Source organism: Streptomyces sp. NPDC055189, from assembly GCF_053606765.1.
On the sequence record NZ_JBSGSG010000009.1, the window covers coordinates 87,408 to 100,739 of the forward strand.

Consider the following 13,332-nt stretch of genomic DNA (forward strand, 5'->3'; position numbering starts at 1 on the left):
GTGGGGCACCGTGTGCCCTCCGCCGGGTCGTAGGATGGACGGCATGGCAAAGACCGGTACGACGACCCAGGGGCTGCGCGCGGCGATCGAGCGCAGCGGCTACTACCCGGCCCTCGTGGCCGAGGCGGTGGAGGCCGCGATCGGCGGCGATCCCATCGGGTCGTACCTGGTCCACCAGGAGACCACGTTCGACGCGAACGAAGTGCGCAGGCACGTGACGGTCCTCGTCCTGACCGGCACCCGCTTCATCGTCAGCCACACGGACGAGCAGGCGGCGGACAGCACGTCCCCGACGCCGTACGCGACGACCTCCACGGAGTCCGTGAAGATCGGCCGGATCTCCTCGGTCGTCGTCAGCCGTGTCGTCGCCAACCCCGAGAAGTACGTTCCGGGCTCGCTGCCCCGCGAAGTCGTCCTGACCATCGGCTGGGGCGCCGTGGCGCGCATCGACATCGAGCCCGCCGCCTGCGGCGACCCCAACTGCGAGGCCGACCACGGGTACACCGGCAGCTCCACCGCCGACGACCTCAGCCTGCGCGTCAGCGAGGCGGGCGACGGCCCGGACGCCGTGCGCCAGACGCTTGCCTTCGCGCAGGCGCTGTCCGAGGCGACCGCGGAGACCGCCCGCTGATGTCCCTGCCCGCCTGGGACGACGTACAGCCGCTCTCCCTCGACTCCGCGCCCCTGCCCGAGTACGGCGCCGGCTCGCTCGCCGACCTGCTGCCCACGCTCGTCTCCCACCAGGGTGTCGAAGGCTTCGCGCCCGTCATCCGGGAACTCGCCCCGGCCGACCGGAACTGCGTCTTCCTGATCGACGGCCTCGGCTGGGAGCAGCTCCGCGCCCACCCGGCGGAGGCACCCTTCCTGACCTCGCTCATCGACTCGTCGCGCGGCGGTACGGGGCGGCCGATCACCGCGGGCTTCCCCGCCACCACGGCGACCTCGCTCGCCTCGGTCGGCACGGGCCTGCCGCCCGCGTCGCACGGCCTGCCCGGCTACACCGTCCGCAACCCCGCGACCGGCGAGCTGATGAACCAGCTCCGCTGGAACCCGTGGACCGACCCGCGCAAGTGGCAGCCCTACCCCACCGTCTTCCAGCAGGCCCACGCCGCGGGCGTGCACACCGCCCAGGTGTCGTCGCCGACCTTCGAGCGAACCCCGCTCACCAAGATCGCGCTGAGCGGCGGCAGCTTCCGCGGCAAGCTCTCCGGCGAGGACCGCATGGACCTCGCGGCCGAGCAACTGGGCGCGGGCGACCGGTCGTTGGTCTACACGTACTACGCCGAGGTCGACGGCAAGGGCCACCGCTTCGGCGTCGACTCCGACGCCTGGCGCGGCCAGCTCATGTACGTCGACCGCCTGGTCCAGCGCCTGGCCGAGCAACTCCCGCCGCGCAGCGCCCTGTACGTGACCGCGGACCACGGCATGCTCGACATCCCCTTCGACGAGCAGTCCCGCATCGACTTCGACGAGGACTGGGAGCTGAGCGCGGGCGTCGCCCTCCTCGGCGGCGAGGGCCGCGCCCGCCATGTGTACGCGGTACCGGGCGCCGAGAGCGACGTCCTGACCGTCTGGCGCGAGGTGCTCGGCGAGCAGTTCTGGGTGGCGAGCCGGGACGAGGCCATCGCGGCCGGCTGGTTCGGCCCGCCCGGCGCCGTCGACGAGCGGGTGTACGGGCGCATCGGCGACGTCATCGCGGCGGCCCACGACGACGTGGCGATCATCGCCACCGAGAAGGAGCCCAAGGAGTCGGCCCTGGTCGGCATGCACGGCTCCATGACCCCCGTCGAGCAGCTCGTGCCGCTCATCGAAGTACGCTCCTGAACCGAAGTGCGCTGTCCCCCCCGTTCGCCCCGAAAGGCCTCAACTCCCCATGCCCGAGCTGGTGTTCTTCTCCGGAACGATGGACTGCGGAAAGAGCACGCTGGCTCTGCAGATCGAGCACAACCGCTCGGCCCGCGGCCTGAAGGGGATGATCTTCACCCGTGACGACCGCGCGGGCGAGGGCAAGCTCTCCTCGCGGCTCGGTCTGGTCACGGACGCGATCGAGGCCGCGGACGACTTCGACTTCTACGCCCATCTCGTCGACCACCTCTCGCGGGGCGGCCGCGCGGACTACGTGATCGTGGACGAGGCGCAGTTCCTCGCCCCCGCGCAGATCGACCAACTGGCCCGCGTCGTCGACGACCTGGGGCTGGACGTCTTCGCCTTCGGCATCACCACGGACTTCCGCTCCAAGCTCTTCCCCGGCTCGCAGCGCCTGGTCGAACTCGCCGATCGCGTCGAGGTGCTCCAGGTCGAGGCCCTGTGCTGGTGCGGCGCCCGCGCCACCCACAACGCCCGCACCGTGGGCGGGGTGATGGTCGTGGAAGGCGCCCAGGTCGTCGTCGGCGACGTCAACCACGCGGCGGACGAGGTGGGTTACGAGGTGCTGTGCCGCCGCCATCATCGCAAGCGGACGACGAGCGCCACGTCGCACGCGGCGGCCCTGTCGCCGGATGTCCTTCCCGTCACCTCCAGCTGATCTTGGCCCTGCGGGGCGGGAGTGCGGGGTTCCTGCGGTTCGCCGTACCGGAGCGTGAACTGCCCTTCTCCTCGGCAAGATTGGTCCACGGGGTGTCGTCGCTGCCGGTGGGCTGGTCACCGACGGCGACATCTCCGCCTGATGCCGGACAATCCGTCCGGCCCGAGGAGAAGGCAGGAAGCGGATGACCACGGGACTCGGCTACAACCCGGCCGTACTGGGACTGAGGTTCGTGCTCGAGGTGACGGCACTCGTCTGCTTCGGATACTGGGCCTGGCGGGTGAGCCCCGGAGCTCTGCGGTTCGTCGCGGTGGTGGCGGTGCCGTTGCTGGTGGCGATCGCCTGGGGAGTGTTCGCGACTCCCGGGGACGAGTCGCGCAGCGGGAACACCGTCGTGGCGACGGCCGGAGCGCTGCGCCTGCTGCTCGAACTCGCCGTCTTCTTCGGCGGGGCGGCGGCCCTGTACGCGGCGGGGGCGCACCTGCCCGCCGTAGTGCTCACCGTGGTCCTGCTCGCCTACCACGCCGTCTCGCTCGACCGCGTTGCGTGGCTCCTTCGCCACTGAACAGCGGACCTGCCCCGCCGCCTCGCCGAGGACGCTTCAGGTCTGCGGTGCCGAGCGCCAGGCATCCGCCTCCACACGGGACTTGAGGGCTTCATTGAGGTCGTTGAAGCGACCCACCGTCTGCCGCACCACCGTCGACAGCACCGGCACCAGGACGCCGCCGAATGTCTCGGACTGCTCCAGATGCGTGCCGCCCTCCCGTGGCGTCAGCCGGAACGTGTGCTCGCCGTCGAAGACGCCCCGTACCCACAGCTTGCCGCGCCAGCGCAGCAGCGCCCCGGGCTCGGCGGCCACCACCTTCGGAGTGATCACCAGGTGGCGGCCGCTGACCTGACGGAGCTTCAGGCTCAGATGTGCTCCCGGCGCGAGATCGCCCGACGCGGCGACGATGAACGGATTCCACTCGGGATACCGCGCGAAGTCAGTGAGCACGGCCCAGACGTCCGCCGGCTCCGCGGATATCTGGACATCGGTCGAGATACGACGCACGTCACTGCGCTCCTCCCGCGGCCGCCACTGGGCCGCCGGTCATGTTTGGTTTTCGGATCCTGACGCTAGCCGCTCCCGCCCCGTGGCCCCAGTGCGCAGAGCGGGCACGCCGAGCCGGGACACCGGATACGTGACCTCTCCGGGTACGGCCCCTCGGTGCCGTGCCCTTCGGGAGTGGCTTTGGAATCCGACGGTGTCAGGAACCCGTCCGTACGAGCGTGAAGACCGCGCCCTCCGGGTCGGCGACCGTGGCCATCCGTCCATGGGCGCTCGCGTGCACGGGCTTGATGACGCGGCCCCCGAGTTCGATGACCCGCTGCACCGACTTGTCGACGTCGGTGACTTCGAAATGCGTCATCCAGTGCGCGCCCCGGTCCCGCGGCAGGGCCTGGCCCACGCCGTGGATCGAGGCCACCGGCCTGCCGTCGACCTGGAGCGTCACATGGTCGAAGTCGACCGAGGCGGGCGCCTCTTCGGTATATCCGAAGACCGCCTGGTAGAACTTCACGACGCCCCCCGTCTCGTGCGTCACCAGTTCGTTCCAGGCGACCGATCCCGGCTCCCCGACCAGCGCCGCGCCCACATGCTCCGCCGCCTGCCAGATCCCGAACACCGCGCCCGCCGGGTCCACGGCGATGGCCATCCGCCCGGCCGCCCCGGCGTCCAGCGGGCCGACACCGATCGTGCCGCAGCAGTGCCGCACGGCCTCGGCGGTCGCGTCCACGTCGTCCGATGCCAGATACGGCGTCCAGGCGATCGGCAGATGATGGTCGGGCGGCAGCTGGCCGATCCCGGCGACCTCGTGGCCGTCGAGCAGCGCCCGTACATAGGGCCCGAGCTGCTCCGGTCCCGGCCGGAACTCCCAGCCGAACAACGCTCCGTAGAACTCCCGGGTCGCGGCCAGGCCGTGCGCCATCAGGCTCACCCAGGTGGGTGTGCCGGGCTCGCGGCGGACGGCCCCCGAGCCGTCACGCTGACCCGTCGACCCCCGTGCCTCCGTCATCGTCACTCTCTCCTCGGCCCGTCATGGTGGCCGCTCGGGTTCCGCTCTCGAACGCGCCTGCCTGTCGCGCGTATGCCCGCCCGTGCAGATGCTCGCACCACCGGTGGCACCGCGCGCCCCGGCCGCGTCGCGGTCCCGCGCTCCGCTCAGAGGATGCCCGGTTTGCCGTTTCTCATCCGTTAACGCGCGATTGCTCGATGGTGTCTTTCGGCTGTACACGGCGTGCCCGATCCCCTACGCCGTGTGTTCGGTGGTCTCCGGCGGAGCAGGGTAGCCGGACTTGACCGATGCGGCCACCCCGTACGTAAGGATGGGGCCATGAATGCCATCATCTCCGCATCCGAACTCGCGAGCGACTCGGCGGGCGAAAACCCGCCAGTGCTCCTGGACATCCGCTGGCAGCTGAGCATGGCGAAGGCGGCGGGCGCCGCCGCCTTCGACGGCCGGGCCGAGTACGAGAAGGGGCACATCCCGGGCGCAGTCTTCGTGGACCTGGACGCCGATCTCGCGGGCCGTGCGGGCTCGGGCGGACGGCACCCCCTGCCGGACGTGGAGCACTTCGGCGCGGTGATGCGGGCCGCCGGGGTGTCCGGCGACCGTGACGTGGTCGTATACGACGGCGGGCAGGGCTGGGCCGCCGCACGCGCCTGGTGGCTGCTGCGCTGGACGGGTCATCCGTCGGTGCGTGTGCTTGACGGCGGGCTCGCCGCGTGGGGCGGTCCGCTGGAGACGGGGGACGAGCGCCCGGCGGCCGAGGGCTCGTTCGCCCCCGTGCCGAACAGCAAGGACCTCCTCGACGCCGACGCCGCGGCGGCCCTGGCCCGCTCCGGGCTGCTCCTGGACGCCCGCGCGGCCGAGCGCTACCGCGGTGACGTAGAGCCGATCGACCGTGTCGGCGGCCACATCCCGGGTGCGGTCTCCGCGCCGACCACGGAGAACGTCACGGCGGACGGCACCTTCAGGCCGGCGGCCGATCTCGCGGACCGCTTCAACTCCCTGGGGGCGTCCGGCACTTCCGAGGTCGGCGTCTACTGCGGCTCCGGGGTGTCCGGCGCCCACGAGGTGCTCGCGCTCGCGGTGGCGGGCATCCCGGCGTCGCTGTACGTCGGCTCGTGGTCCCAGTGGTCATCGGACGAGTCCCGTCCGGTGGCCAAGGGTCCGGATCCGCAGTAGCAGGCGGCACATACGTCGTTGGGCCCCGCACCTGAACGGTGCGGGGCCCGACCACGTACAAGAGGGTGTTACTCCTGCTTCTTGCGGCGCGTGCCGAAGACGATCTCGTCCCAGCTGGGTACCGCGGCACGGCGTCCGGGCCGGACGCCGTCGGCCTCCGCCTGGCGGTCGGTGGTGCCGACGAGGCGGTCACGGTGGCTGGCCACCGAGCGCGGCATCAGGACGTCCGCGTACGCGGCACCCGCCCCGGCCGCGGCGGGCGGCTCCTCGGCGTCCGGGTCCTGCTCGGGCTCCTCCGCGGCCGGAAGATCCGTGGGCGGCAGCGCGGGGCGCTCCGGCACGATCATGTCGCCGCGGAAGCTCGGCACCGCCTCCAGAAGGCTGGTGAGCGAGTCCCGCTCCGACTCGGAGACGGCGGCGGTCGCCGCGGTGGCGGCCGTGCCCTCCTCCGCGGGCTCCGGGGGCAGCGGCGCGCTCGGGCGCTCCAGCTGACGGTCCAGGGCGCGGTCGAGCGGCCGGTCGAGCGAGGGCCTGTCCCGGGGCAGCCGGGCGATGCGCGGCACGAACGGGAAGCTCGGCTCGGGCGCGGCGATGTCGTCCGTCTCGCCGATCAGCGAGCGCGCCTCGTCGTCCACGGCCTGGACGAGCCGCCGGGGCGGGTCGTACGTCCAGCTCGCGGAGTGCGGTTCGGTCGCGACGCGGTAGACGAGCAAGACTTCCCAGGTGCCGTCGTCGCGGCGCCAGGAGTCCCACTGCACGGACTCCTTGTCGGCGCCGCGCAGGAGCAGCCGCTCCGAGACGGCTTCGCCGAGCTGGGGTCCGGTGTTCTCGCCGGGACGGCGCACGGGGGTCTTCCGGGCCCGCTCGGCCATGAAGGCGCGCTCGGCGAGCACGGGTCCTTCGAAGCGGCGGACGCGATCGACGGGGATTCCGGCGAGTGAGGCGACTTCCTCCGCGCTGGCACCGGCCCGTATACGTGCCTGGATGTCGCGGGGGCGGAGGTGGCTCTCCACCTCGATCTCGATCTGGCCGAGACGCGGACGGTCACCGCGCACCGCGGCGCGCAGACGCTCATCGATCGGAAGCGTGTACTCCGTGCTGTCCGCAGCCTTCAGCACCAGCCGTGTGCCGTCGTTGCTGACGGCCACGACACGCAGTTCGGGCATGGGGACCTCCCGGGTGGTGCCTGCCGACGTCACGTGCGTCGCTGCTTCCGCTAGTCGAGTGTGGCCTGCCCGGGTGCAGCCTGCCACAACCTTGCCGAGTTGCCCGGCGTGTCGGGCATGGGCCCTAGGTCGCCGTTATGGCACGGTTACCTCTTCGCAACTCTCAGTGACCACTTTGGTCACCCTGTGCAGCGAGCCCCCTCCCGGCAGGTCCTGGAAGGCCCCGGGCACCCAGGTGGGAGACCGGACCCAGGGCTCGCAACAGTACTCCATTCGGGCCACGCGGGTGGTCCGCCGCGCCGCCGAACTTCTCACGGGGGGCGGGAGTTGGCGCCCGGAGATACCCGGGCAGGGTGGCGCACTAGTGGCACACTTCACGGAATCTCCAGTAACGGAACTATCCACTTCACCCATACGTCCCTTTCTCGGACAGGTAGTCGCGAAAGGCAGGCAAGGGTCGGAGATGCGTGAAAAGCCGGATTCCGGCAAGGAGTCGAAGGACCAGGCGGCGGCTCAGGAGGAGCCCGGCGGAAAGCGGCGCCTCGATCTGAGTGTGCCGCAAGTGGCGGGAAGTGCCGTGGCCGCGGTCGTCGCGGCGAAGCTCGCTTCGAGCTTCGGTGTCTACGGCACGATCCTCGGCGCCGGCGTGGTCAGCGCCGTCGCGACCTGTGGCGGCACGCTCTTCCAGCACTTCTTCCGCCGCACGGGCGAGCAGATACGTGACGTCACCGTGCAGGCCAAGCCGAGGGCGCGGCAGGTCCCCCTGACCGACGGCTCTGGTGCACCGGTGGCGGAGACGTTCAGGGCGGAGCCGTACACGGAGGCGGCGGCATACGCCGGGCCAGGACCGGTGACGACGACCTGGGGGAGGGCGGTCGAGCCGGAGGCCACCTCGGTGCTGCCCGCCGCGGGTGACGCGGAGCGCACGACGGTGCTGCGCGTGGCGGACGCCGACGCGGACCGTACGACGCTGCTGCCGGCGGCCGACGCGGACGCGGACCGTACGACACTGCTCCCCGTGGCGGACACCGGCGCCGACGCCGAGAAGACGCAGATGCTGGGGTCGGTCGACGCCACGCGGCTGGTGCCGCGGGACGACGCGACGCGGGTGCTGCGGCAGGCGGATCCGGCCGGGTCGGCCGTGGCGATGGAGCCGATGGAGCCCGTCGGCCCTCCACCGCCTTCGGACGAGTTCACCGAAGGCATGACGCATCGCACGCAGACCCGCAGCTGGAAGCGCCCGTTGATCGCCGCCGCGGTGGTCTTCGGTGTGGCCATGGCCGGCATCACGACGTACGAGATCGTCTCCGGCGAGGACTTCAGCGGGGGCAGCGGCACCACGATCAGCAACAGCTTCACGGGCCGCAACAGTTCGCCGGACCGGCCCTCCACGCCGTCGACCGATCCCTCCGGGCAGCCGTCCGACGGCGCTTCCACCGGCACGGACGACGGTTCGCGGCAGGACGGGGACGCGTCGCAGGACCCGAACGGGACGAACTCGCAGTCGCCCGACAACGGCAACGACTCGGGCTCGGACTCCGGTTCGAAGGGTGACACCGACAAGGACACGGACTCCGGTACTGACTCCGGGGACGACGACGGTTCGAAGACGGACCCGACTCCCACGCCGACCCCCACCCCGACCCCGACGCAGACGCCGTCGGGCGGCGGCGACACCGGCAACGGCGGCGGAAGCGACGTACAGCGAGGAGAGACCGCCACCCCGTAGAGGGGGCGGTGCCGGCCGCCTCAGTCGCCCAGCACGCGGCGCAGGTAGTCGTTGCCGAACAGGCGGTCCGGGTCCAGGCGGTCGCGCAGAGCCGTGAACTCGGCGAAGCGCGGATAGGCCTGCGCGAAGTAGCCGGCGTCGCGGGTGTGGATCTTGCCCCAGTGGGGCCGGCCCTCGTGCGCGGTGAAGATGCGCTCGGCGGCGGTGAAGTACGCCTGGTAGGGCGTGCCCCGGTACATGTGGACGGCGATGTACGCGCTCTCCCGGCCCGAGGCCGTGGAGAGCGTGATGTCGTCGGCGGGGGCCGTACGGACCTCCACGGGGAAGCTGATCCGCAGGTTCGAGCGCTCCACCATCGTCTTCAGCTCGCGCAGCGTCTCGACGAGGGCCGCCCGCGGAACGGCGTACTCCATCTCCATGAAGCGCACCCTGCGCGGGCTGGTGAAGACCTTGTAGGGGATGTCCGTGTAGGTGCGGGCGGAGAGCGCCTTGCTGGAGATCTTCGCGATGCCGGGGACGGTCGCGGGGACGGCCCTGCCGATCGTGTTGACCACCTGGAAAAGGCCGTTGGAGAGAATTTCGTCCTCCACGAAGGCGCTGACCCGGCCGGGAGGCGCCGCGGGACCGACGCTGCGGTTGTTGCGCTTGGTGTTGCAGTTGCCGGTGTGCGGGAACCAGTAGAACTCGAAGTGCTCGTTCTCCGCGTAGAGCGCGTCGAACTCACTGGTGACCTTGTCGAAGGTCATCGGCTCCTCACAAGCGGTGAGGAAGAAGACGGGCTCCACGGCGAAGGTGATCGCGCTGATCACGCCGAGTGCGCCGAGGCCGATCCGGGCCGCCGCGAAGACCTCGGGGTTCTCCTTCTCGGAGCAGGTGAGGACCGTGCCGTCCGCGGTGACCAGTTCGAGTGCCGTGATCTGTGCGGAGATCGACGCCGAGTCGCGGCCGGTGCCGTGCGTCCCCGTGCTGGTGGCGCCGGAGACCGTCTGCTCCATGATGTCGCCCATGTTCGTGAGCGAGAGGCCCTCGCGGGCGAGCGCCGCGTTCAGGCGCTTCAGCGGAGTGCCCGCCTCGACGGTGACGGTGCCGGCCTCGCGGTCGATCCTGCGGATACCGGTGAGGAGGTCGGGGCGTATCAGGAGGCCGCTGGTGGCCGCGGTCGCCGTGAAGGAGTGGCCGGTGCCGACCGGCTTCACCTTGAGGCCGTCTTCCCTGGCCTTTCGCAGCGCCGTCCGCAACTCGTCGACCGACGCCGGGGTGACCTCACCGGCCGGGCGCACGGTGACATTGCCCGCCCAGTTACGCCACGCTGCTGTGCTCTTCCCGCTGCCCGTTGCCGTGCTCATGGTGGGTCCCTCCCCGTTGCGGAACCGGCTTCTTCAACCGGCGATACCCCAGGAATCCGACCGCCACCGCGACGGCTCCCGACAGTCCGGGGACCGCGTACCCGGCGTCCGATCCGGCCGCGTCGATGACCCAGCCGGCCGCGGAGGAGCCGAGCGCGACGCCGACCATGAGTCCGGTGCTCACCCAGGTCATGCCCTCGGTCAGCTTCGCGCGTGGTACGTGCTGTTCGACGAGGGCCATCGTCGTGATCATGGTCGGCGCGATGGAGAGGCCCGCGATGAACAACGCCACGGCCAGAAACGGAAGGTTCCCGACCAACTGAAGCGGGATCATACTCACGGCCATCGCGCAGACACCCAGCAGCCACCTGGGTGCGGGAGCGCCTTTGAAGTGCATGAGTCCGAAGGCCGCCCCGGCCACGCAGGAGCCGAGGGCGTACACCGCGAGCACCAGGCTCGCCGCCGCCTTGTGGCCCTGGTCCTCGGCGTACGCGACGGTCACCACGTCGATGGACCCGAAGATGGCGCCCGTCGCCGCGAAGGTCGCGACCAGGACCTGGAGCCCGCCGGAGCGCAACGCCGAGCCCTTCGTGTGGTGTTCACGGCCCTGCGGAACGGGCTCGGTGGCCCGCTGTGACGTCAGCCAGAAGACGCCCACTGCGAGGAAGACCCCGGCCATGAGCGGCCCGGCCTCGGGGAACCACACCGTGGAGAGCCCGATCGAGATGATCGGCCCGAAGATGAAGCAGATCTCGTCCACCACGGACTCGAAGGAGTACGCGGTGTGCAGCTGCGGGGTGTCCCGGTAGAGGACCGCCCAGCGCGCCCTGATCATCGAGCCCACGCTCGGCACGCAGCCGACCAGGGCGGCGAAGGCGAAGAGCGTGAAGTCCGGGAGTTCGTACTTCGCGCAGAGCAGGAGCCCGGCGACCGCGGCCAGGGAGACCAGGGTCGCGGGCCGAAGGACCCGGCGCTGCCCGTACCGGTCGACAAGGCGCGAGATCTGCGGGCCGATCGCGGCGCCGGAGAGGGCGACGGTCGCGGAGAGCGCGCCCGCGAGGCCGTAGCGCCCCGTGAGCTGGGACACCATGGTCACGACGCCGATGCCCATCATCGAGAGCGGCATCCGTCCGAGGAAGCCTGCCGTCGAGAACCCCTTGGTGCCGGGGGCGGCGAAGATGGCGCGGTAAGGGCTGGGCACGTGGACTCCGCTGAGGCGCCGGGGCGGCTCCGTGAAAACGATGCGCGGAGCCGTTCCGGTAAGGCGTAAAGATGGCTTATACAGATTACGGCTCCGACAGGCCCGGCCGCACCGTGATTTTCGGCTGTCAGTGGCGGGTGGCAGGATCGGATACATGTCCGATGCGCTCGATGCCTCTCCCTATGACGCCCTGCTGCTGCTTTCGTTCGGCGGCCCAGAAGGCCCCGACGACGTGGTCCCGTTCCTGGAGAACGTGACGCGGGGCCGCGGCATCCCCAAGGAGCGGCTCAAGGAAGTGGGGCAGCACTACTTCCTGTTCGGCGGGGTCAGCCCGATCAACGACCAGAACCGCGCCCTGCTCGACGCCCTGCGCAAGGACTTCGCGGAGCACGGTCTGGACCTGCCGGTCTACTGGGGCAACCGCAACTGGGCGCCCTACCTCACCGACACCCTGCGCGAGCTCGTCCGTGACGGCCACCGCCGCGTGCTCGTCCTCGCCACCAGCGCGTACGCGTCGTACTCGGGCTGCCGGCAGTACCGGGAGAACCTCGCGGAATCCCTCGCCGTGCTCGCTTCGGAGGGCCTTGAGGTGCCGCGCGTCGACAAGCTGCGGCATTACTTCAACCACCCCGGCTTCGTCGGCCCCATGATCGACGGGGTCCTGAAGTCCCTGGCCGACCTGCCCGGTGACGTACGCGAAGGGGCGCACCTCGCGTTCACGACGCACTCCATCCCGACGGCGGCCGCCGACCTCTCGGGGCGCGTCGAGGACCACGGGGACGGCGGCGCGTACGTCGAGGAGCACCTGGACGTGGCCCGCCTCATCGCCGACGCGGTGCGCGAGGAGACCGGCGTCGAGCACCCCTGGCAGCTCGTCTACCAGTCGCGCAGCGGCGCCCCGAGCACTCCGTGGCTCGAGCCGGACATCTGCGACCACCTGGAGGAGCGGCACGCCGCCGGGGCGCCCGCGGTGGTGATGATCCCCATCGGCTTCGTCTCCGACCACATGGAAGTCCTGTACGACCTCGACACCGAGGCCGAGGCGAAGGCCGCGGAGCTCGGCCTGCCGGTCCGCCGCTCGGCGACGGTGGGCGCCGACCCGCGGTTCGCCGCCGCGGTGCGCGACCTCGTCCTGGAGCGGGCCGGCAAGGAGAGCGGGCGCGAGGTCGCGCCCTGCGCCCTGGGCGCGCTCGGCGCGAGCCACGACCTGTGCCCGGTGGGCTGCTGCCCGTCGCGCGTCACCAAGCCCGCGGCCGCGGGCGCCGACAGCCCGTACGCGTAAGGACGTTGAAGTGACCGACCGCACCGACCTCGCCGACCTCAAGGCCGAACTTCTCGGCGTCGCCCTGGAGGCCGCGCACCGCGCCGGAGCGTTCCTGCGCGACGGGCGCCCGGACGACCTGGGGGTGGCCGCCACGAAGACCAGCGCGGTCGACGTCGTCACCGAGATGGACATCGCCTCCGAGAAGCTGATCACCGACTTCTTCGCCGAGCGCAGGCCGCAGGACGGGGTGCTCGGCGAGGAGGGCGCGAGCTCCGAGGGCACCAGCGGCGTCACGTGGGTGATCGACCCGATCGACGGCACCGTCAACTACCTCTACGGCCGCCCCGACTGGTCCGTGTCCATCGCGGCCCGCAAGGACGGCGAGACGCTGGTCGGCGTGGTGCATGCCCCGATGCGCGGCGAGACCTACCGCGCGGTCCTCGGAGAGGGCGCGTTCGTCAACGACAAGCCCGCGCACGTGACCCCCGCACCCCCGTTCGGACAGGCCCTCGTCGGCACCGGCTTCGGGTACGTCGCCGAGCGCCGCGTCCGCCAGGCCGAGGTGGCCCGGCAGCTGATCCCGCTGGTCAGGGACATCCGCCGGGGCGGCTCCGCGGCGATCGACCTGTGCGACGTGGCGCTCGGCCGCCTGGACGCGTACTACGAGCGCGGCCTGAACCCCTGGGACTTCGCGGCCGGTGACCTCGTCGCCCGTGAGGCGGGCGCACTGACCGGCGGACGCCCCGGTCAGGACCTCTCCGGCGAGCTGACCGTCGCGGCCGCGCCCGGCCTCTTCGAGGACCTGCAGCGCCGTCTGGAAGACCTCGGCGCCTGGCACGACTGACCGGACCGCACGCACCGGCACGCAGAAG

Annotated in this window: 13 protein-coding genes; 8 read left to right on the top strand and 5 right to left on the bottom strand. The window is 71.4% G+C overall.

The window, feature by feature from the left end; all coding sequences use genetic code 11:
• The first annotated feature begins 43 nt into the window (after window positions 1–43).
• The 4 genes from ACWFR3_RS09330 (at window position 44) to ACWFR3_RS09345 (ending at window position 3,089) form a co-directional block, all read left to right on the top strand.
• Complete coding sequence (locus ACWFR3_RS09330; protein WP_453733956.1) at window positions 44–631, top strand: DUF5998 family protein; 588 nt, start codon at window positions 44–46, stop codon at window positions 629–631.
• Window positions 631–1,824: an alkaline phosphatase family protein gene (locus ACWFR3_RS09335; protein ID WP_453733957.1), complete on the top strand. Its 1,194-nt coding sequence runs from the start codon at window positions 631–633 to the stop codon at window positions 1,822–1,824. Before ACWFR3_RS09330 ends, ACWFR3_RS09335 begins: the two co-directional genes overlap by 1 nt.
• Before the next feature lie 49 nt (window positions 1,825–1,873).
• Complete coding sequence (locus ACWFR3_RS09340; RefSeq protein ID WP_453733958.1) at window positions 1,874–2,524, top strand: thymidine kinase; 651 nt, start codon at window positions 1,874–1,876, stop codon at window positions 2,522–2,524.
• Window positions 2,525–2,708: 184 nt separating this feature from the next.
• Window positions 2,709–3,089, top strand: coding sequence for a YrdB family protein (locus ACWFR3_RS09345; protein ID WP_453733959.1), 381 nt, complete (start codon window positions 2,709–2,711; stop codon window positions 3,087–3,089).
• Between the two features lie 36 nt (window positions 3,090–3,125).
• Here ACWFR3_RS09345 and ACWFR3_RS09350 read toward each other — a convergent pair whose 3' ends face one another.
• Together ACWFR3_RS09350 and ACWFR3_RS09355 are read right to left on the bottom strand one after the other, a co-directional pair.
• Window positions 3,126–3,578 carry an SRPBCC family protein gene (locus ACWFR3_RS09350; RefSeq protein WP_453733960.1) on the bottom strand — a complete coding sequence of 151 codons (453 nt, stop codon included), beginning with the start codon at window positions 3,576–3,578 and terminating at the stop codon, window positions 3,126–3,128.
• A gap of 196 nt (window positions 3,579–3,774) precedes the next feature.
• Window positions 3,775–4,581, bottom strand: a complete 807-nt coding sequence (locus ACWFR3_RS09355; protein WP_453733961.1) for a VOC family protein — start codon at window positions 4,579–4,581, stop codon at window positions 3,775–3,777.
• Window positions 4,582–4,899: 318 nt separating this feature from the next.
• Between ACWFR3_RS09355 and ACWFR3_RS09360 the strand changes: the two genes are divergently transcribed.
• Window positions 4,900–5,754 carry a sulfurtransferase gene (locus ACWFR3_RS09360; RefSeq protein ID WP_453733962.1) on the top strand — a complete coding sequence of 285 codons (855 nt, stop codon included), beginning with the start codon at window positions 4,900–4,902 and terminating at the stop codon, window positions 5,752–5,754.
• Between the two features lie 68 nt (window positions 5,755–5,822).
• Here the strand turns inward: ACWFR3_RS09360 and sepH are convergent, their stop codons facing one another.
• Window positions 5,823–6,920 (bottom strand): septation protein SepH, encoded by a 1,098-nt coding sequence (gene sepH, locus ACWFR3_RS09365; protein ID WP_453733963.1) that lies wholly within the window; start codon window positions 6,918–6,920, stop codon window positions 5,823–5,825.
• A 463-nt stretch (window positions 6,921–7,383) separates the two neighbouring features.
• Between sepH and ACWFR3_RS09370 the strand changes: the two genes are divergently transcribed.
• Window positions 7,384–8,649, top strand: a complete 1,266-nt coding sequence (locus ACWFR3_RS09370) for a hypothetical protein (RefSeq protein ID WP_453733964.1) — start codon at window positions 7,384–7,386, stop codon at window positions 8,647–8,649.
• Window positions 8,650–8,669: 20 nt separating this feature from the next.
• On the opposite strand, the gene ACWFR3_RS09375 is transcribed toward ACWFR3_RS09370, so the two are convergent.
• A complete protein-coding gene (locus ACWFR3_RS09375) occupies window positions 8,670–9,995 on the bottom strand; it encodes a D-arabinono-1,4-lactone oxidase (protein ID WP_453733965.1) in 1,326 nt (441 codons plus the stop codon).
• Complete coding sequence (locus ACWFR3_RS09380) at window positions 9,949–11,196, bottom strand: MFS transporter (protein WP_453733966.1); 1,248 nt, start codon at window positions 11,194–11,196, stop codon at window positions 9,949–9,951. The genes ACWFR3_RS09375 and ACWFR3_RS09380 overlap by 47 nt, the downstream gene beginning before the upstream one ends.
• Before the next feature lie 154 nt (window positions 11,197–11,350).
• Here ACWFR3_RS09380 and ACWFR3_RS09385 point away from each other — a divergent pair, with 154 nt between their 5' ends.
• Both ACWFR3_RS09385 and ACWFR3_RS09390 read left to right on the top strand, forming a co-directional pair.
• A complete protein-coding gene (locus tag ACWFR3_RS09385; RefSeq protein ID WP_453733967.1) occupies window positions 11,351–12,478 on the top strand; it encodes a ferrochelatase in 1,128 nt (375 codons plus the stop codon).
• Between the two features lie 10 nt (window positions 12,479–12,488).
• Window positions 12,489–13,304: an inositol monophosphatase family protein gene (locus ACWFR3_RS09390; protein WP_453733968.1), complete on the top strand. Its 816-nt coding sequence runs from the start codon at window positions 12,489–12,491 to the stop codon at window positions 13,302–13,304.
• The last annotated feature ends 28 nt before the right edge of the window (window positions 13,305–13,332 follow it).